The sequence below is a fragment of the Desulfovibrio ferrophilus genome, from assembly GCF_003966735.1.
Taxonomy (GTDB): domain Bacteria; phylum Desulfobacterota; class Desulfovibrionia; order Desulfovibrionales; family Desulfovibrionaceae; genus Desulfovibrio_Q; species Desulfovibrio_Q ferrophilus.
In genome coordinates this window covers 992,365-1,009,049 of the sequence record NZ_AP017378.1, presented here as the reverse complement: position 1 = coordinate 1,009,049, position 16,685 = coordinate 992,365, and the positions used below count along the sequence as shown (strand labels likewise).

The following is a 16,685-nucleotide window of genomic DNA, read 5'->3' as shown; positions in this document are numbered from 1 at the left end:
CGAACCTCCTAGGACACCATGCTCATCAAGGTGGCGAACATTTCGTTGGATGTTTCGATCAAGGAGGATGCGACCTGGTACAAACGCTGATATTGCTCAATCTTGATCAGTTCTTCATCCAAACTGACACCGGAAACGGACTCCTGCTGCTGAGCCAATTCGTCTGCCAACGTCGAGTAGTAGCTCTTGTTGGCTTGGGCAGTTGAGGAATCCGCCCCCACCTCAGCCACCAGAGCATTGACATATTCGGACAAGGTCATCGTGCTTTGATCTCCACTCTGAGTGGTGATGGTGATGTCCTTGTCCGCCAGATCCGCAACAGCCAGGGCTACGGTATTGTCCCCTTCCCCGATGTCGCCCGTGGCCTCCACGACAGCGGCATTGATTCGATTGGTGTCGGACAGCACCGAAGCGTTGATGCCAATATCCTCAGCCGTAGAACCAGTGTAGAAAGTATTGATGCCGGAGGCGGCGAGAATGCCGGAGGTATCGCCGGCAAACTGGAACTCCACCCCACTGGCTGCAGAGATGTTCAATTGCCCATTGGTAATGGTGGCGGTGAGTTGCCCGCCGTAGGTGTCATTGATGGCCTGAGCCACATCGTCCAAAGAGTCCGTTGCAGGATCGAAGGTGGCCGATCCTGTAACACTGGTAAAATCGACAGCCGTAACCTCCAACACATCGCCTGTGGTTTCGTCGTACAGGGCGATGGAGAAGGTTCCACTTTGCAGGTTATCGGCAAAGGCCAACCCGCTATCAGCCATGGCGGCGGCACTATCCTCAGCCGCATAGGTGCCCGTCACCTGACTGTAGTTGGTCAGCCCCGCACCCTGACTGGAGGCAAAATTGGTTTCCCAGATCAGACTTTGCGCAAAAGCATCGAGTTCCTCGATATAACTGCCCAGTTCCGAGTCACGGACAGAGAATAACCCCGCCAGGCTACCACCTGTCAGCCGGTCATCCTCATCGCCACCGGAAACGCTGGCCAAAGGAGTGATGTTCTCGGAGGTTGAGGTATTTTTATACCAATAGACCCCGCTCTTCGCCATGACAGTGAAGGAGTCACCCACGGCCAGTTCGCCGCTTGCCAATGCACTCGAATCACTGGAATCACCCAACCAGATGGTCACCCCATCCACCTCGATGGCCCCAGACTCGCCGTCGGCGCTATACAGCAGTTCATTGCCGTCGTCGTCGGTCTGCCAGGTCTGACCACCATCAAGGGACACTCTGTACTGCGCGGCCCCTGCTCCACCATCAACGGTACCTGCGGTTACGACCTCAAGAACGATTTCATTACTGGACTCTCCTTCAAAATAGGCCGTTCCCTCGAAGCTGGAGTCGCCTGTCAGCGAGGCCCAGGACTTGGCATCTTCATAGGTGATCTCATAGGCCTTTTCTCCGTCCACCAGCATCTGCCCGGACTCCAGGTAGACAGTCACCTGGCCGTTCTCGGCATACTGGGTCTCCACGTCCATCAAGTCCGCCAAGTCACGGACCAGAAGATCACGGGCATCAAGCAATGTATTATTGCCAGGTTCCCGGGCGATCTGAATGTTCAGAGTTGCCAGATCCTCCATGATGGAGTTGACATCTGCGACCTGGGACTGGATTTCGGTTTCGATGAGCTCCTGTTGAGATTCCAGATCCTCACCCATGTCAGAGAGAATGGAGTTCAGCGTTTCAGTCGCCCCCAACAAGGCTGATCTGGTCGATTCATCATCAGGATAGGCGGAGAGGTCCTCCCAGGCCTGAAACAGTTCGGCCAGGGCATTATTGAGTCCATTCTCCTCGCTCTGGTCGAAAACATTCTCGATATACCCCAACCACTCGGCCTCGGTTGACCATCGGCTGGCGTCGGTACTTTCGTCCAGATACATCGCCTCGATATAGAGGCTGAACGCGCGCTCTGCTTCTTCGGTAGACACCCCCATCCCCAAATATCCATTTGGAGAGTCAACGACATAGCTTTCGGTCAGGGTTACTGTCTGGCGACAATAGCCCTCGGTATCGGCATTGGCGACGTTGTTGGAATGTACACTCAAGGCATACTGCGATGCATTCAGCGCACTCCAGGCCGTGCTCAGGATGGGATCAGACATGACTTACCTCCGACTTGAGCTCAGGCTTCGTTAACGCTTCAGCGCAATAGCGGTCTGGAGCATAGTGTCTGCCGTAGAGATGACTTTACTCGCGGCGTCGTAGACACGTTGGTAGACGATCATGTCAACCATCTCCGAGGCCATATCCACGTTCGAAGACTCCAGAGCATTGGACTGGACGTAGCCCAGGCTCCCGGTGTTGGCCGTCCCCGTAATGGCCTCTCCCGAATCCCGAGTTTGGGTAAACAGGCTGCCTCCAGCGCGTTGCAATCCGTCTTCACTGGCGAAGTCCGCTAGACAAAGCACATAGAGATCGTCGATCTGACCATTGGAATAGGTGCCGGTGATTACTCCGTCGTTACTGACCGAGAGTTCAAGCAGATAGCCGGAGCCATATCCGTCCTGGGACTGGCTCAAGGTAGTGGAAGAGTCATTATAGCTGGTCACGGCGGTCGAGCCGAGTTCCATGTCCGAGAAGTTGCCAATGGCCGAGAAGTCGGTGCCGATGGCCCCTGCGTTGGATGCCGTGTCCGCGCTCCAGGGGTTGGCCGTATCACCGGTACTGATGCCGAAGTCCAACTCGATATCCAACGATGCTTCATCGTCGGTGCTATTGGCGTTATCCGCGCCGGTGAAGTTGGCCGTGAATGTGGCCAACCCATTGTCCGAGACATCCGCGGTGGTCCAATTGGTCAGGTCGGTTAGATCGCCCGAGGCGTTACTTTGCAGACTGTAGGCGGTCATGCTCGTGACCTCCCCCGAAGAATTGAAGGTCAGAGTGCCGGCCATAAGCAGGCCACCACCCGAGGTCTCGCTGAGAGCCTGACCGTCAATGGTTCGACCATCCTCGTTGGGATCGCACGTCACGATATATTCGTAGACCGTGGAACCCGAATTCCCATTGACATAGGAGTCTTCGCTGACGGGGTCGTAGTACACGGTCAGCGTATGCGAAGCCCCATTCTCATCGTAGGTGGTGATGGTCGTCGAATACTCGTAGAGTTCATCGCCAAGAGGTGTATCTTCGGTGCCATCCCAATTCTCAAGCATGGAGAAGAACGGACTTGTGGCACTGGTGGAATTGTCATCAGCAGACGAATCCAGGTTGGTGTACATGGTCACGCTGCTCGTCGGACTTGGTGGAGACTGGGAATTGTCAATCTGAATACTGGTCAATGCGCCCACAGGATTGCCGTCATCATCCACTGCCCAGCCCTGGACCTGGTAGTCATGAGTATCAACCAGATACCCGCTGGAATCGAAGCGGAAATCACCGGCCCGAGTATAGTACAGCGTGCCGTTTTCGGAATCTTTCAGCTGAAAATAGCCATTGCCACTGATGGCGACGTCTGTGGCTTCGGTACCGGTCTCAATTGAGCCCTGATCAAAATTACCATAGATATCGGAAACCTGAGACCCAGTACCCACCTGGCTCCAGCCATTGGCAGAGCTGATTGCCTGATAGAAGGTGTCTTCAAAGGTAATAACGGACGCTTTGTAGCCAACGGTACTGGCGTTGGCGAGGTTGTTACTCACCACGGAAATGCCCTGGCTGGCAGTCAACATGCCGGAGATTCCGGTGTAAAGACTACTCGTCGTGCTCATGATCGACCTCGTTGAGTTGAATCGTGTGGCCGCCCTTACGCGAAGGTCAAAAGCCACCAAAAGTGTTAATCGTCGGAGTTTTCGGAGTCGCTATCAGCGCTCAACGAAGTATCCACGACCTTTGAAACGTTACTCGCCGCGACAATGCGCCCGTCAGTGGTCTCCAGATAGGTCGTCCCATTCTCCACATAAACGGAGCTGACCAGACCGGAGACGCTGCAAGACACCGAAACCGAATCATCGTTGGAATCGTAGGCCGTAAAGGCAATGGCATAGGAGCCGTCGTCGGCCTCATTGCCGTCGGAATCCAGACCATCCCACTCAAAGGAGTAGGAACCGGCTTCCTCGGAACCCAAGACAACACTGGCGACGATGTCGTTGTTTTCATCAATGATGTGCGCGGTGACTTCGCTGGCATCCCCGGCAAGGGTGTAGGTCACGGTGCTGATGGAATCCCCATCCTTGGACATGGATGAACCGTAAGCTTCGACCTCTTTGCCCACATAGCTCGTTGCGCTGATGTAGAGTTGGTTGGCCAGCATATCGACGGTGGTGTCCATGTTCTCGTTGAGCTCTTCGAGTGAAGACAGCTGAGAGAACTCGGCCAACTGGGCGACCATTTCCGTGTCATCCATGGGGTCCATCGGGTCCTGCCATTGGAGTTGGGTCAGGAGCAGTTCGAGAAATGCGTCCTGATCCAGCTCACTGGAGGCCGTTGTATCCGCCAGGGTAGAATCATAAGTGGAGTTAAGATAATCTGTAATAGAGACCGACATTGCCATACCTCGTTGAATCATTGTTACGCCGGGATGGCACAGAGCCATTCCCGACGGGACTGAATCGCGAGCAGGCGAGTCCCTCGGGTGCTCCGGCCTGGACCGGAGCGAAATGTTCAATCTTCTGACGTTTCCGTCCGAAAATTCTATTGCGTAACGAAATCTTCCCTCAAAGTTCCGTCATGCACCAAGGCCTTGGCGGCCTTGACCAACTCCAGCGGGGCTGGGGGTGCAGGACGCAGGCGGAGCAACAAATACAACTCCACCACGACCCGGCGGCACGTCGAGCACTCCACCAGATGCGCCTCAACCTTTGTCTTGTCCTGATCGGCCATGGATCCATCCAGATACCCACCCAGGGTAACCAGACCGATGCAATCGGCGGAGGCCTTGCGCCTTCTCCCCAGAGGACGCACTTCCTTCATCTCGCCACCAAAGTAGGCCTTGATCACATTCGCCATCACTGGTGTTCTCTCCCTGCTTGGTTCTATGAGGCTCTCACTTCATCATTGTAATGATCACGGAGCCTGGTCAGAGCTTGATGCTTGATGCTACGAATTGTCTGGGCCTTGATTCCCAAGGCATCAGCAGCCATGGAGACGTCGTAGTCCTTGCAGAACAACAGACGCATGACCGTCAACTGGCGCTCCGTCAGGACACCCTTGGGAAATTCCGGCCCAGGAAAGGGTTCTTCCGCTTCAACCCGCAAATCGCGATCAAAATCGTCCAGCGGAATCGAATTGAAGAAACCGTAACGCACGAAATCCAACGCAGTGCTGCGGGCAATGATCGTCAGATAGGTCACCATAGAGCAGCGACTGGAGTCGTACCGACGCAACAAATGGAAATCCCTCTTGACGAGCCTGATGAATACATTCTGAGTTACATCACGAATGTCTTCAGGATTGACCCTACGAATCTTGGATTGGATGACTTTTTTCACACCAGCATAGACAACAGGCATGTATCGATCCACAAATCCATTCCATGATTTCTTGTCTCCATTAATACAACTGTGCAAATCCACAGTTGAATCCATAGTAGTGCTCATGTTTTCTCCGTTTGAGCCGCCACAGAATGATCTCCCCAGATCATTTCAGACTTCTACAGTAGCGAGTTGGGTTCCCTAAGCCTGCTCGCGCTTTCATGAAGTCATACGAGCAGGGGCATCTAAAACATCCACAAGTGTCAAAAAAACATTAAACTTCTCTTGTGACTGACCGATAAAATCAGGTTTCACGCCAGATTCGCTTAAGATAACTGTCGTATTGTAATGAATAATTAGAGAATAATTAGAGACATGTAGAAACATGCAGGAGCATTCAGCACTATTAATCTACTTAATAAAACTTAAGGAGAAATGCAGACTTACAATGTTTCCCAAAGGAGAAGGATGTGTTTAAACAAAGGAGGAAGGGGAGGGTTACACCATGAGGGATAAAATGGAACGAATCCTGGTCATCGATGATGATATGGAACTGTGCTCTCTGCTCGAGGAGTATCTGACCCCCGAGGGGTTTCTCACAACCGCCGAGAACAACGGCGAAAAAGGCCTTGCCACGGCAAAAAAAGGACAGCATGACTTGGTCATACTCGATGTGATGCTGCCCGGCATGAGCGGATTCGACGTACTGCACAGCCTGCGCGAATGGTCATCCGTACCGGTTATTATGCTCACAGCACGAGGCGAAGACGTGGACCGTGTGGTGGGATTGGAAATGGGCGCAGACGATTACATGCCCAAACCTTTTCTACCCAGAGAACTTGTCGCGCGCATTCGAGCCGTATTGCGGCGTTCCAGACGTGAGAGCCCCCTTGCGGGAACTCACAGAACGCTCTGTGTTGGCGACGTTGAGATCGACACTGGTGCTCGGGTTGCCAAGGTGAGCGGCAAATCCACGCGCCTGACGGATGCGGAATTTGTCATTCTGGAAAAACTGCTTGCCGAAGCCGGGGGCGTTGTCTCCCGCGAACAGCTCAGCCTGGCAGCACTGGGGCGTGAATCCGGCCCAGAAGACCGCAGTCTGGATGTCCACATCAGCAATCTGCGCCGCAAACTGGGTAAAACCATTGATGGCATCCCCCGCATCAAGGCAGTACGCGGAGCTGGCTATTTGTATACCTTGCCACTAAGAGCCGACGCTCTCTCATAAAGGATATCACCTTGTTCCGCAGTCTCTACGGAAAGATTTTTCTCTGGTTCTGCCTGACGGTCATCCTTGGGTTCGTGGCGACCATTCTGGCGGCTTACCTCTTTAATATGCCTGGAGGCCCACAGGATATCGGCCCCATCTCGCGGCTCAATCACATGACCGCCCATGGCATGGCTCGTGCCTATACCGAAGAAGGACAGCCAGGGCTGCTTGATTTCCTGGATTCTTTTCACAGTGACACCCGCTGTACAGCACGACTGTTCGACGCCACAGGCAAAGAGCTTTCCGGACTGCCCGTGTCTTCCAAGATTAAGAAGGCCGTGGAAACTCACCTGGCAAGCCCAAACCCCGTTCCTCCAAAGGAAATCACCTCCCGGCCATCCTGGAAGCGCCCTCCCGGCCCTCCTCCAGGAGTGGATAGCATGAGCCACGCCCACACGACGCAATCCATACGTTTCTCAACTCCACGGGGCGACATGTTCGTGGCGATCATTCAGTTCCCCAGCCCTCTGCATTTCATAAGATTGCAGTTCTCCCAAAAGCCACCATTCCGGTTAATCATCTTCCTGGCCGCAGGTTTTCTACTCTCGTACCTACTGGCACGTTACCTGACCACGCCCGTACGTAAACTCCAGCAAGCCGCGCGCAAACTGGGCCATGGCGACCTTTCGGCCCGTGTCACCGACGGATCGATGAACTACAGTGAATTCAGAGAATTAGGGCATGAGTTCAATCGCATGGCGGGACGAGTTGAAAAGCTGGTGCGTTCCCAACAACAGCTTATCCGCGACATTTCCCACGAATTACGGTCTCCATTAACCCGGATGAAACTGTCCCTTGAACTAGCCCGAAAACGTTCGGACCCGGTGTGTCAGGCTGAATTGGATCGCATCGAGGCGGATACCGCTCGCCTAGAAGAACTGGTGGGACAATCCCTGGCCTTTGCACACATGGACAAGCTTGAGGATGATCTGGAGTTGGAAATGGTCAACCTGGGGGCCCTACTCATCTCCGTGGCTCGGGATGCAGACCTCGAGGCCCAGGTCAAAAACGTGAATCTGGCCGTAAACGTCAAAAACGTGGTCATGCTCAACGCGAATACCGAACTGTTGCGCCGCACATTGGAAAACATCCTGCGCAATGCCGTGCGCCATTGCCCTCCTGGCAAATGCGTGGAAACCACTCTTGCTACGGACGATTCCGCCAGCCAGGCCATCATCTCCATTCGTGACTATGGGGCGGGCGTTCCCGAAGAGCACCTCTCCGAGCTATTCAAGCCCTTCTTCCGCTCCGAATCTTCCCGAGACCGGGGAACCGGCGGGACCGGGCTTGGACTGGCCATTGCCTGGCGCGCAGTCAAACTACATGGCGGAGATATTTCCGTTGCCAACGCCGATGGCGGAGGGTTGGTTGTGGAGGTCAGGCTCCCCTTACCCGCTTAGCGTTCAGCCAACACCCAAGGCCTTGATCGTCTCGTTTCCCCCTCCCTTTCTACGAGGGATAGATAAATCATACCGAGCCTTAACGGCCTGGATTCCGGCTAGTTTCACTCGGCAATCTGACACAACTCAAAACGGGCAGCCATCAAAGATGACTGCCCGTTTTCTTTCTTCCATTTTGTCTCATCCAGGAGATCGTTCATTCTCCAAGGATAATCCCGCAAACATCCTCGGGATCTTCATATCCAGCTTCAGGAGGAAACATCCCGGAACCGCCAAGATACCGCTCATAAGCGACCCCCCACAAGCGCATATCCCTGAGTATGGGCAATAGACTTTGCCCCAGGACCGTTAAGGAATATTCCACCCGTGGTGGCACCTCGCGATAAACCTCACGATGCACCATGCCATCGGCTTCCAATTCCCGAAGCTGACGGGTCAGCATGCGCTCAGTGATGTCTGGCATTCCACGCCGTAATCCTCCGAAACGCAAAATCCCTCTCAAACCGAGATGGTTCAGTATAATCGGCTTCCACTTCCCGCCGATGACGGACAGGGTCAATTCGAAATAGCAACGGTATGAGCGCCCTGCCAGCTGTTTGGTCTTGCAGGGGACAATAGCATCATCCTTTATCCGGGCCATGAATTCTCCATACTATACTTCATGTAAGTACAGCACAATAATGTGTGTACTTGTTCAATTCGCCTGTGTGTGGGATACACTGGTCTCAACCCACAGGTCAATAACAAGGAGAACACCATGTACGCAGTAGCATTCAACGGCAGCCCCAGAAAAGGCGGCAACACACAACATCTTCTGGAAGCAACCCTGAAACCCCTTGCCATGGAAGGATGGGAAACGGAACTGGTCCAGGTGGGTGGCAAGAATATTCGCGGCTGCATCGCCTGCGGCAAATGCATCAAGAACCAGGATGGGCGATGCGGAGTCAAAGGCGACATCGCCAACGACTGTATCGAGAAGATGGCTCGGGCCGATGCCATCATCATCGGCTCCCCCACTTACTTTGCCGGGGTGGCCTCCGACATCAAGGCACTCATCGATCGCTCAGGATTCGTGGCCCATGTCAATGGCGGCCTGTTCGCCGGAAAGATCGGTGCCGCTGTGGTTGCCGTACGCCGGGGCGGAGCAACACACGTCTATGACACCATCAACCACATGTTCCAGATGTCGCGCATGGTGCTCCCCGGCTCCACCTACTGGAACATGGGCTACGGATTGGACAAAGGCGAAGTGGCCGACGACGCCGAAGGCCTGGCCAACATGCAGAACCTGGGTGAAATGATTGGATGGGTGGGCAATGCCTTGGCACCGGTCATGAAATCCGTGCCTCAGATTGGCGGAGCAACGTCCGAAGAAGCGTAGTTCTTGCCAGATTTGGCGCACCGCCAAGTCGACAGCACACATTAAAACTCCAATCAGCATAGCACTTCAAGCACAACACTTGCCTTACACAATGGCCGGATAAAATTTGATCCGGCCATTGTGCTATGACCGCAACAAATTCCCCCCTCGCTTGTGCTGCTCCCAAAGCTCAGCTAATGTTAGTAACTGGAATCTTCAGGTAAGCAAGCTTTCGTCATTGTATTTCCGAAGAGCAAACCATGAGTCATTCGAGCATACAACAAGATATCTTCAAAACCCTTGAACATCGCATGGGGAAAGACATTCTGCGCCGCAGGCTCAACATCCAAGCCAAAAACGCCGCATCCTTCTATCAAGGCAAAGGGCTTTCCCAATTTCACCCGGAAAATGTTGAGTGGATTCCCAAGCTCCTCAAAATCATCCTGACTGGATGTGGCATGCTCAACCGTGGCTATCGCAATTCTATGGATTATCGTGTGGAGTATGTGGAAACGCGCTTTGACGTATTACCAAAAGCTTTCGACGGCCTGCGCATCCTTCAAATCGCCGACCCTCATTTTGACGGCATCCCGGACGGGGGCAAAAAGCTTTCGAGCATACTCTCAAGTCTGGAGTTCGATCTCTGCGTACTCACAGGCGACTATCGCTTCCTAACATTCCATGAATACACGCAGCCCATCAAAATTTTGAGCAATATAATCAGGCTGCTGGAATGCGAGCACGGCATTTTCGGCATTCTAGGCAACCACGATTTTGTCGAAATGGCCCCCATGATGGAACAACTGGGAATCCGAATGCTACTCAACGAGAATTTCAGTCTCGTGAAGAGTGGAAAGACCATTCATATTGCCGGAGTGGATGACCCGCATTACCACGGCTGCCATGACCTCCGAAAAGCCCTGACCGGACTTCCCCGTGAAGATTTCACCCTATTGCTCAGTCACAGCCCGGAAATCATCAAGCAAGCAGAAGCTGCCGGGGCCGACTACTATCTCTGTGGTCACACCCATGCCGGCCAAATCTGTTTGCCGGGAGGAGTGCCCATCATCACCAATGCCCACTGTTCTCGCAAATACACCAAGGGGAGTTGGTCCTTTGGCTCAATGCATGGTCATACCTCACGCGGCACCGGCTCATCAGGAATCAGCGTCCGTTTCTTCTGCCCTCCCGAAATAACCATCCATAGCCTGCGCTCGAACAACTGAGTTGTTCCTCTTCTGAACGAAAAACCTGTTTCAGAGGTACGATATCGGCATTTCAAACAACAAGTGTTCAAACCATGATCAAACCGGGGACCGTCCATGAAAAATATCCAGGCTTTTCTCGACGAATCACAATAGGCAGTAGTCGCCAATTGCAATGGCATCCTGACTCAGGTGACAGAAGGTTTCTGTTCCACCTTCGGGTAGAAGGCCGACGATCTGATCGGGCCCTCCATCACGTCAAACATCCCCAAGAATTTAGACGATTCCCACCACATGGGATTCTCCAGATTCCTGACTTCCGGGAAAGGCACTATCCTCGACACATCTCTGGACCTCGAAGTTGTCACCGGAACCAGCGCAACGGCACGGGACATCGGCCTGTTCGAGTTCGATAATCGCCTGCTGCAAATCTATGAATCAAGGCGGACAAACACTTGCGACGCTTGCGCTCACCGACTACTTGGCAATCTTCTTGATGAGTGAAATTCCATAGTTCTGAGGCGCAGTATCAAGCTCAACAAACTGATACTTTCCAGGCTGTTTTGCGATAATTGAGTTAATGACATGGGCAGGACCGTCCCAACCACAGACCTCTGGATAAATGTCATGAAACATCAGATAGCCACCCTTCTTCAAGTGCGGCTCGTATAAAAGGAAATCACCTGTTGCTCCTTCAATGGTATGATCTCCATCGATGAACAAAAAATCAAGCTCATCACCAATGAGTTTATCATACTGGGATCCAACAAGATGCGAATGCCCGACGTGCTGAATATTGCGATGCGAGAGCTCTGCCTCATCCAAACGCTTTTGAATATATGAAAGCGCGTCCAATAAAAACATGTACTTTATATGCTTGAACGGCATCTTATCGCCGTAAAGATCGACTGAATGCAGTATTCCATTGTTGCCACAATCCTCAAGAGCTGAACATATCCACAATGTGGAAGCCCCGATGAAACAACCAATTTCAAGACATTTCTTAGGATTGATATTCTGAATCAAGGATCGCAGGAATTCGCCTTGCTGAGGTGACATGGAAGCAGGCCAGGCCGCATCCTCTTCATAAATACCCTTAAGAGCCTTGGCCCAAGGCAGGTCAAGATGAGGCAAAAGACTCTTGGTCAAAACATGCCTTCTCCTTGGAACATCCCGACTGATTTCCTCGAACAGCCTCGTCAGATCATTACGATGGACAGTGATCGTCCCGCTCTTCTTTTGAAGCTTGATCCCATTCGTGGTGGCCAACACCAAAAGGTCATGCAGGTCTTCGTTGACGAGGTTTGCAATGTGATCCATTTGGTACCATGTAGGAGTATTATTCACTTATTGCCTCCAAACTCAGGGATCCAAGAAGAACGCGCGCCAAAGTGACGACGCGACGGGACAGATGTACGTATTGCTGCACCAAGTAATTTTTTCCGCATCGTGCCTCTTCAGCAAAGGGTATGCCGTGATTGCGATTGGTAAAAATAGAATATGTTTTCGCGCAGGTAAAGATGATGTGCACGATTGAATTGCAAGATCTCACACACAAAAAACGGGCCGTGATCGTAAGATCACGGCCCGCTGAATTATCATGGTGCCGAAGGGGAGACTCGAACTCCCACGAGGTTTCCCCCACTACCCCCTCAAGATAGCGTGTCTACCAGTTCCACCACTTCGGCACGATATTAACGAGGGGTTGATACTACTGGGTAGCGCCCTCCGGCTTTGCCAGATCATCCGAACCGGCAGGCTCGGAAGGAGTGGCGCCGATGTCATCCACACCTTGCTGCGGCTGAACCGGAGCAACAGGGGCGGCAGTTTCCTCAATCTGGATGTCATCCGTCATGATGGAATCGCCAGACGGCTTGGAGCTGATCAGAACGTTGTACACAAGAGAGGTCACCAGGAAAGTGGCAGCCAAAAAAGCGGTCAACTTGGTCAGAAGGCCACCGGCTCCAGAGCTACCAAAAACGGTGCTGGACCCGCCGCCAAAAATAACGCCCATGCCTTCCTTGCCGGACTGAAGCAGTACGAGCACAATCAAAATCAGGCACGCGATAATATGCAGAGTGAGAACCAAGGCTTCCAAGTGAATTCCTCCTAAACGATTCGGCGTCCGTACGCGAAATTATCCCGCGAGGACGATCTGGCTGAAACTGTCAGCCTTCAAGCTCGCGCCTCCTACCAATACTCCGTCAACATTGTCAAGAGATATGATGTCCGAGGCATTGCCCGGCTTGACGCTGCCGCCATACTGGATGCGCATTTCATTACCATTCACACCAAATATCTCAACCAGAACAGAACGTACAAAATCGTGCGCCTGGACGATTTCCTCGGGTCCGGCGACTTCACCAGTACCAATGGCCCAAACAGGCTCATAAGCCACGCTCAAGCGCTCGGGAAGCACATCTCTGGGCACGTCTGCAAGGCCGACCTGCAACTGGCGTCTCAGAACTTCTTCCACCTTGCCAGCGCGGCGCTCCTCGATGAGTTCCCCCACGCACAGAATCATGGACAGGCCCTGTTCCAATCCAAAGGCCGTCTTACGGCCAACCGTAGCATCGTCCTCGCCCAGGACATGCCTGCGCTCGGAGTGCCCAGCCAGGGCATAAGAACAACAAGCGTCCTTGAGCATGACCGGAGAAATCTCCCCCGTAAAGGCACCTTCCAGCTCAGGGTAGAAGTTCTGTCCACCGAGGAAAAAACTCCCGGCGTGCTCGAATGCACCCGCCACTGCGGTCATGGCCGTAAATGGTGGAATCACCAGAACTTCACGATCAGCTGGAACATCCCCGCACAGGCGAACCAGTTCTTCTGCGGTTTCAAGCGCTTCAGAAACAGTCTTGAACATTTTCCAGTTGGCAGCCATGAGTTTTTTCATGTGCTAGACCTCCAGGGCCTTGAATGCGGGCAGTTCCTTGCCCTCCATGAATTCCAAAAACGAACCGCCACCCGTGGAAATGAACGTCACCTTGTCCGACAGGCCTGCGAGTTTCAGGCATGCGCCCGTATCGCCACCACCGATGATGGTCAGGGCGTCCAGGCCAGCCACGGCCTCTGCCACCCCTTTGGAGCCCTCGGCAAAGGCTGGATTCTCAAACAGCCCCACGGGGCCGTTCCAAACCACGGTGCGGGCATCTTCCAGAGCCTTGGCCCACAGCTTGACCGATTCGGGACCGGCATCGAGCACCATCTGATCGTCACCAATGGCATCGATGGGTGCGACACCTGCGGCCTGCGCATCGTCCGGCCCGGAGGCCAACACCACGTCTACAGGCAGCAACAGCTCGACACCCTTGCGCCGGGCATCTGCCATGATCGTCTTGGCGGCTTCCACCAGATCTGACTCTGCCAGGGACTTGCCCACGCCGTGCCCCATAGCCAGGAAGAACGTGTTGGCCATGGCTCCACCGATGATGATTCGGTTGACCTTGGACAGCAGGTTTTGAATGATTGCCAGCTTGGACGAAACCTTTGCCCCGCCCGAAATCGCCACATACGGCCGGGCAGGTTTCTTCAGAGACTCACCCAGGAATTCCCACTCCTTCTTGAGCAGAAAGCCACCACATTTTTCCTTGGCATGAGCGGGGATACCGGTCATGGAGGCGTGGGCCCGATGGGCAGTCCCAAAGGCATCGCAGCAATAGACATCACAAAGTGACGCCAGAGCCTTGGCAAAATCATCGTCCCCGGCTTGCTCACCAGCATGATAACGCAAATTTTCCAGCAGCAGCACATCGCCCGGCATCAAAGCAGCGACCATGGCCTCGACTTCCGGCCCCACACAGTCCGGTGCCGTTTGAACGGGACGCCCCAGCAGCTCGGAAAGACGCTGAGCCACCGGAGCCATCGAGAACTCCGGAACAACCTTGCCCTTGGGCTTGCCCAGATGGGAACACAGGATCAGGGCAGCGCCCTGCTCCAAGGCATATTCCAATGTCGGAAGGCTCCCCTGGATACGATTGTCGTCGGTGATAGCCCCATTCTTGAGGGGAACATTATAATCAACTCGAATCAGAACCTTCTTGCCAGGCAGATCCATCTGATCGATAAACCGAATCACGGCGCGTCTCCTTGCCTGAGGGTTGATATCGGATGCGGCTGTTGCCGCCAGTGGTCTTGTACTACGCACCGCTTAGATTTTCCAGATCAAGACGCATCAAAATTGCATCCTCACCGTTGTCCGGGTAGTAGCCCTTGCGAACACCAATCTCCTGAAAACCAAACGACGCATACAGGGCCCGCGCGGCAACATTGCCAACTCGAACCTCCAAATGCCCGTTTTGTATGCCCATTTTCAAACAAATTTGCAACACGAGCGACAATAATCGTCGACCTGCTCCGTGCCTGCGCCGCTCAGGAACAACGGCAATATTCAAAATCTCCATCTCATCAACAACATGGTAAAAAGAGCAATAGGCAACAAGCTCATCGCCATCCTTGAGGCCAAACACCTTGAATACTTCACGTTCCAGACCAAGTAAAAACTGTTCTTCCTTCCAGGGCGCACTGAAACATTGCTGTTCCAGAACAACCAAATCCGCCAAATCCTGAATCCCCAGGCGGTGGAAGGTCAATTCTTCGATCATCCGCATATCCTGTTTGCCCACGGCTGGAGCCTTTGCTATAATTTCTGACGGGTCAAAGCGCCCGAAACACTCTGCCATGCAAAGCCATCACAAACAACCGAAACGCCTTCCCGAAGCCATTGAGGTCGTAGACACCAGCGACAGACCGCTGGGAGTCATGCCTCTGGACGAAGCCCATCGCCAAGCGTTGCCACATCGCTCGGTGCTGGTCATCATCTATGACAAGGACGAGCGAATCTATGTGCAGCGACGCTGCCGCTCCAAGGCCATCTACCCCGGACGATGGGACCTCTCCGCCACTGGCCACGTCAAAGCTGGCGAATCACGCCTGGGCGCGGCACTGCGGGAACTGGAAGAAGAGCTTCGGGTTCGAGCCTCGAACCTGACCTTGCTTGCTGAAGTCGCAGCCTGCCCGGAGACCAACTGGGAATTTGTCACCCTGTATGCAGCCTCGGGAGTTGTCGGTGCCCCTTCGCCCAACCCCGACGAGGTTATGGACGGCATGTACCTTGACCGCGACGAGCTGGAAGCCATGGTCGAAAACTTCCGGGAAATGTTGACCCCTGCTTTGGTTGCGGCCTGGGAAGGAGGCTATATCTATCCCCTTGAGGGTTAATCGCGCCCGACAACCAACTGACTCAGCATGGAGTGCAGTTGCCCATTGGTGACCAGGATATCTTCAGCACCTGGCGTGTATGGAGTCGTCCCGTCAAAGCGGGTCACCATGCCTCCAGCCTCTTCCACAAGCAGCCACCCGGCGGCTGTATCCCAAGGCTTCAAATGCATTTCATAAAAGGCATCCAGCCGACCACAGGCGGTATAGGCCAAATCCACAGCAGCAGCTCCCATGCGGCGCACACCGCGTGTGGCAGGCAAAACCCGTGAAAGAGCCGCTGTAATCTGATCCACGTCTTCGGCCACTGAATAGGGAAAACCGGTAGCGACCAACGCGTTGACAGGTTCATCCGTTGCCGTGACCCGTATGGGGTCGCCGTTCAGAAACGCCCCTTCCCCACGCACGGCATAAAAAGTCTCGTCGAGCACGGGGATGGAGACGACTCCCAACTCCACACTACCCTGACGCCACAGTCCCACAGAAATGGCCACCATAGGCAGATCATGAGCAAAATTGGTGGTTCCATCCAGTGGATCGATGATCCAGGTCAAATCGCCGGGCTCGTAGCTCTCGGCACTTTCCTCAGCCATGAAATCGGCATCCGGAAGGATCGGGGCAAGTCGCTCCTTCAGCAGCTTTTCAACGGCGACATCCGTTTCCGTCACCAGATCGATGCGCCCCTTGAGGGTGATTTTCTTGGGCCTGTTCCTGGCGTCCCTGATCAACTCGCCGGCCTCGGCCACGGCACTAAGAACCTGAGCCAATAAAACGGGGGTTACGAAATCGCTCATTGCCTTGCTCCCGAAAGCGGTTTGCGCAAAAAAG

General features: G+C 53.8%; 18 protein-coding genes and 1 tRNA gene. 6 read left to right on the top strand and 13 right to left on the bottom strand.

Going from position 1 to position 16,685, the window contains the following annotated elements:
- Window positions 1–8: 8 nt before the first annotated feature.
- The 5 genes from flgK to EL361_RS04695 all read right to left on the bottom strand — a co-directional run bounded on the left by flgK (window position 9) and on the right by EL361_RS04695 (window position 5,534).
- Window positions 9–2,102, bottom strand: coding sequence for a flagellar hook-associated protein FlgK (gene flgK / locus EL361_RS04715; RefSeq protein WP_126377115.1), 2,094 nt, complete (start codon window positions 2,100–2,102; stop codon window positions 9–11).
- A 30-nt stretch (window positions 2,103–2,132) separates the two neighbouring features.
- The gene (locus EL361_RS04710; protein ID WP_126377113.1) at window positions 2,133–3,707 is read right to left on the bottom strand and encodes a flagellar hook protein FlgE; all 1,575 of its coding nucleotides are present in this window, start codon (window positions 3,705–3,707) and stop codon (window positions 2,133–2,135) included.
- Window positions 3,708–3,772: 65 nt separating this feature from the next.
- Window positions 3,773–4,483, bottom strand: coding sequence for a flagellar hook assembly protein FlgD (locus EL361_RS04705; protein WP_172961639.1), 711 nt, complete (start codon window positions 4,481–4,483; stop codon window positions 3,773–3,775).
- A 146-nt stretch (window positions 4,484–4,629) separates the two neighbouring features.
- On the bottom strand, window positions 4,630–4,944 hold the full coding sequence (locus EL361_RS04700) for a zf-HC2 domain-containing protein (RefSeq protein WP_126377109.1): 315 nt from the start codon (window positions 4,942–4,944) through the stop codon (window positions 4,630–4,632).
- 26 nt (window positions 4,945–4,970) lie between these two features.
- Window positions 4,971–5,534, bottom strand: a complete 564-nt coding sequence (locus EL361_RS04695) for an RNA polymerase sigma factor (RefSeq protein ID WP_126377107.1) — start codon at window positions 5,532–5,534, stop codon at window positions 4,971–4,973.
- Between the two features lie 379 nt (window positions 5,535–5,913).
- Between EL361_RS04695 and EL361_RS04690 the strand changes: the two genes are divergently transcribed.
- Both EL361_RS04690 and EL361_RS04685 read left to right on the top strand, forming a co-directional pair.
- Complete coding sequence (locus tag EL361_RS04690) at window positions 5,914–6,636, top strand: response regulator transcription factor (RefSeq protein ID WP_232034874.1); 723 nt, start codon at window positions 5,914–5,916, stop codon at window positions 6,634–6,636.
- Between the two features lie 11 nt (window positions 6,637–6,647).
- Window positions 6,648–8,078, top strand: coding sequence for a sensor histidine kinase (locus tag EL361_RS04685; protein ID WP_126377105.1), 1,431 nt, complete (start codon window positions 6,648–6,650; stop codon window positions 8,076–8,078).
- A gap of 196 nt (window positions 8,079–8,274) precedes the next feature.
- Here the strand turns inward: EL361_RS04685 and EL361_RS04680 are convergent, their stop codons facing one another.
- Window positions 8,275–8,718 carry a winged helix-turn-helix transcriptional regulator gene (locus EL361_RS04680; RefSeq protein ID WP_126377103.1) on the bottom strand — a complete coding sequence of 148 codons (444 nt, stop codon included), beginning with the start codon at window positions 8,716–8,718 and terminating at the stop codon, window positions 8,275–8,277.
- A 117-nt stretch (window positions 8,719–8,835) separates the two neighbouring features.
- Here EL361_RS04680 and EL361_RS04675 point away from each other — a divergent pair, with 117 nt between their 5' ends.
- The 3 genes from EL361_RS04675 to EL361_RS04665 all read left to right on the top strand — a co-directional run bounded on the left by EL361_RS04675 (window position 8,836) and on the right by EL361_RS04665 (window position 11,147).
- A complete protein-coding gene (locus EL361_RS04675) occupies window positions 8,836–9,459 on the top strand; it encodes a flavodoxin family protein (RefSeq protein WP_126377101.1) in 624 nt (207 codons plus the stop codon).
- Between the two features lie 239 nt (window positions 9,460–9,698).
- Window positions 9,699–10,664, top strand: coding sequence for a metallophosphoesterase (locus tag EL361_RS04670; RefSeq protein ID WP_126377099.1), 966 nt, complete (start codon window positions 9,699–9,701; stop codon window positions 10,662–10,664).
- Between the two features lie 273 nt (window positions 10,665–10,937).
- Window positions 10,938–11,147 (top strand): hypothetical protein, encoded by a 210-nt coding sequence (locus EL361_RS04665; protein ID WP_126377092.1) that lies wholly within the window; start codon window positions 10,938–10,940, stop codon window positions 11,145–11,147.
- Here the strand turns inward: EL361_RS04665 and EL361_RS04660 are convergent.
- From EL361_RS04660 to rimI, 6 genes are all read right to left on the bottom strand, one after another.
- A complete protein-coding gene (locus EL361_RS04660; RefSeq protein ID WP_126377090.1) occupies window positions 11,121–11,990 on the bottom strand; it encodes an O-methyltransferase in 870 nt (289 codons plus the stop codon). The genes EL361_RS04665 and EL361_RS04660 overlap by 27 nt on opposite strands.
- A 254-nt stretch (window positions 11,991–12,244) precedes the next feature.
- Window positions 12,245–12,331: transfer RNA gene (locus tag EL361_RS04655), tRNA-Leu, on the bottom strand.
- Window positions 12,332–12,354: 23 nt separating this feature from the next.
- Entirely contained in the window at window positions 12,355–12,741 is a 387-nt protein-coding gene (gene secG, locus EL361_RS04650; protein ID WP_126377088.1) for a preprotein translocase subunit SecG, read from the bottom strand.
- 39 nt (window positions 12,742–12,780) lie between these two features.
- On the bottom strand, window positions 12,781–13,536 hold the full coding sequence (tpiA, locus tag EL361_RS04645; RefSeq protein WP_126377086.1) for a triose-phosphate isomerase: 756 nt from the start codon (window positions 13,534–13,536) through the stop codon (window positions 12,781–12,783).
- A gap of 3 nt (window positions 13,537–13,539) precedes the next feature.
- Window positions 13,540–14,715 carry a phosphoglycerate kinase gene (locus EL361_RS04640; protein WP_232034913.1) on the bottom strand — a complete coding sequence of 392 codons (1,176 nt, stop codon included), beginning with the start codon at window positions 14,713–14,715 and terminating at the stop codon, window positions 13,540–13,542.
- Between the two features lie 64 nt (window positions 14,716–14,779).
- Window positions 14,780–15,244 carry a ribosomal protein S18-alanine N-acetyltransferase gene (rimI, locus tag EL361_RS04635; protein WP_172961637.1) on the bottom strand — a complete coding sequence of 155 codons (465 nt, stop codon included), beginning with the start codon at window positions 15,242–15,244 and terminating at the stop codon, window positions 14,780–14,782.
- Window positions 15,245–15,320: 76 nt separating this feature from the next.
- On the opposite strand from rimI, the gene EL361_RS04630 reads away from it, so the two are divergent.
- Entirely contained in the window at window positions 15,321–15,860 is a 540-nt protein-coding gene (locus EL361_RS04630; protein WP_126377084.1) for an NUDIX hydrolase, read from the top strand.
- On the opposite strand, the gene EL361_RS04625 is transcribed toward EL361_RS04630, so the two are convergent.
- On the bottom strand, window positions 15,857–16,651 hold the full coding sequence (locus EL361_RS04625) for an inositol monophosphatase family protein (protein ID WP_126377081.1): 795 nt from the start codon (window positions 16,649–16,651) through the stop codon (window positions 15,857–15,859). The two genes, EL361_RS04630 and EL361_RS04625, sit on opposite strands and share 4 nt — an antisense overlap.
- Between the last annotated feature and the right edge of the window lie 34 nt (window positions 16,652–16,685).

What these genes read in the sequence shown, in the direction of transcription:
- EL361_RS04700 (WP_126377109.1), bottom strand. Translation starts at nt 4,944, where the DNA reads ATGGCGAATGTGATCAAGGCCTACTTTGGTGGCGAGATGAAGGAAGTG.
- EL361_RS04705 (WP_172961639.1), bottom strand. Translation starts at nt 4,483, where the DNA reads ATGTCGGTCTCTATTACAGATTATCTTAACTCCACTTATGATTCTACC.
- EL361_RS04675 (WP_126377101.1), top strand. Translation starts at nt 8,836, where the DNA reads ATGTACGCAGTAGCATTCAACGGCAGCCCCAGAAAAGGCGGCAACACA.
- flgK (WP_126377115.1), bottom strand. Translation starts at nt 2,102, where the DNA reads ATGTCTGATCCCATCCTGAGCACGGCCTGGAGTGCGCTGAATGCATCG.
- EL361_RS04695 (WP_126377107.1), bottom strand. Translation starts at nt 5,534, where the DNA reads ATGAGCACTACTATGGATTCAACTGTGGATTTGCACAGTTGTATTAAT.
- tpiA (WP_126377086.1), bottom strand. Translation starts at nt 13,536, where the DNA reads ATGAAAAAACTCATGGCTGCCAACTGGAAAATGTTCAAGACTGTTTCT.
- rimI (WP_172961637.1), bottom strand. Translation starts at nt 15,244, where the DNA reads ATGATCGAAGAATTGACCTTCCACCGCCTGGGGATTCAGGATTTGGCG.
- EL361_RS04690 (WP_232034874.1), top strand. Translation starts at nt 5,914, where the DNA reads ATGAGGGATAAAATGGAACGAATCCTGGTCATCGATGATGATATGGAA.
- EL361_RS04630 (WP_126377084.1), top strand. Translation starts at nt 15,321, where the DNA reads ATGCAAAGCCATCACAAACAACCGAAACGCCTTCCCGAAGCCATTGAG.
- EL361_RS04710 (WP_126377113.1), bottom strand. Translation starts at nt 3,707, where the DNA reads ATGAGCACGACGAGTAGTCTTTACACCGGAATCTCCGGCATGTTGACT.
- EL361_RS04670 (WP_126377099.1), top strand. Translation starts at nt 9,699, where the DNA reads ATGAGTCATTCGAGCATACAACAAGATATCTTCAAAACCCTTGAACAT.
- EL361_RS04625 (WP_126377081.1), bottom strand. Translation starts at nt 16,651, where the DNA reads ATGAGCGATTTCGTAACCCCCGTTTTATTGGCTCAGGTTCTTAGTGCC.
- EL361_RS04665 (WP_126377092.1), top strand. Translation starts at nt 10,938, where the DNA reads ATGGGATTCTCCAGATTCCTGACTTCCGGGAAAGGCACTATCCTCGAC.
- EL361_RS04680 (WP_126377103.1), bottom strand. Translation starts at nt 8,718, where the DNA reads ATGGCCCGGATAAAGGATGATGCTATTGTCCCCTGCAAGACCAAACAG.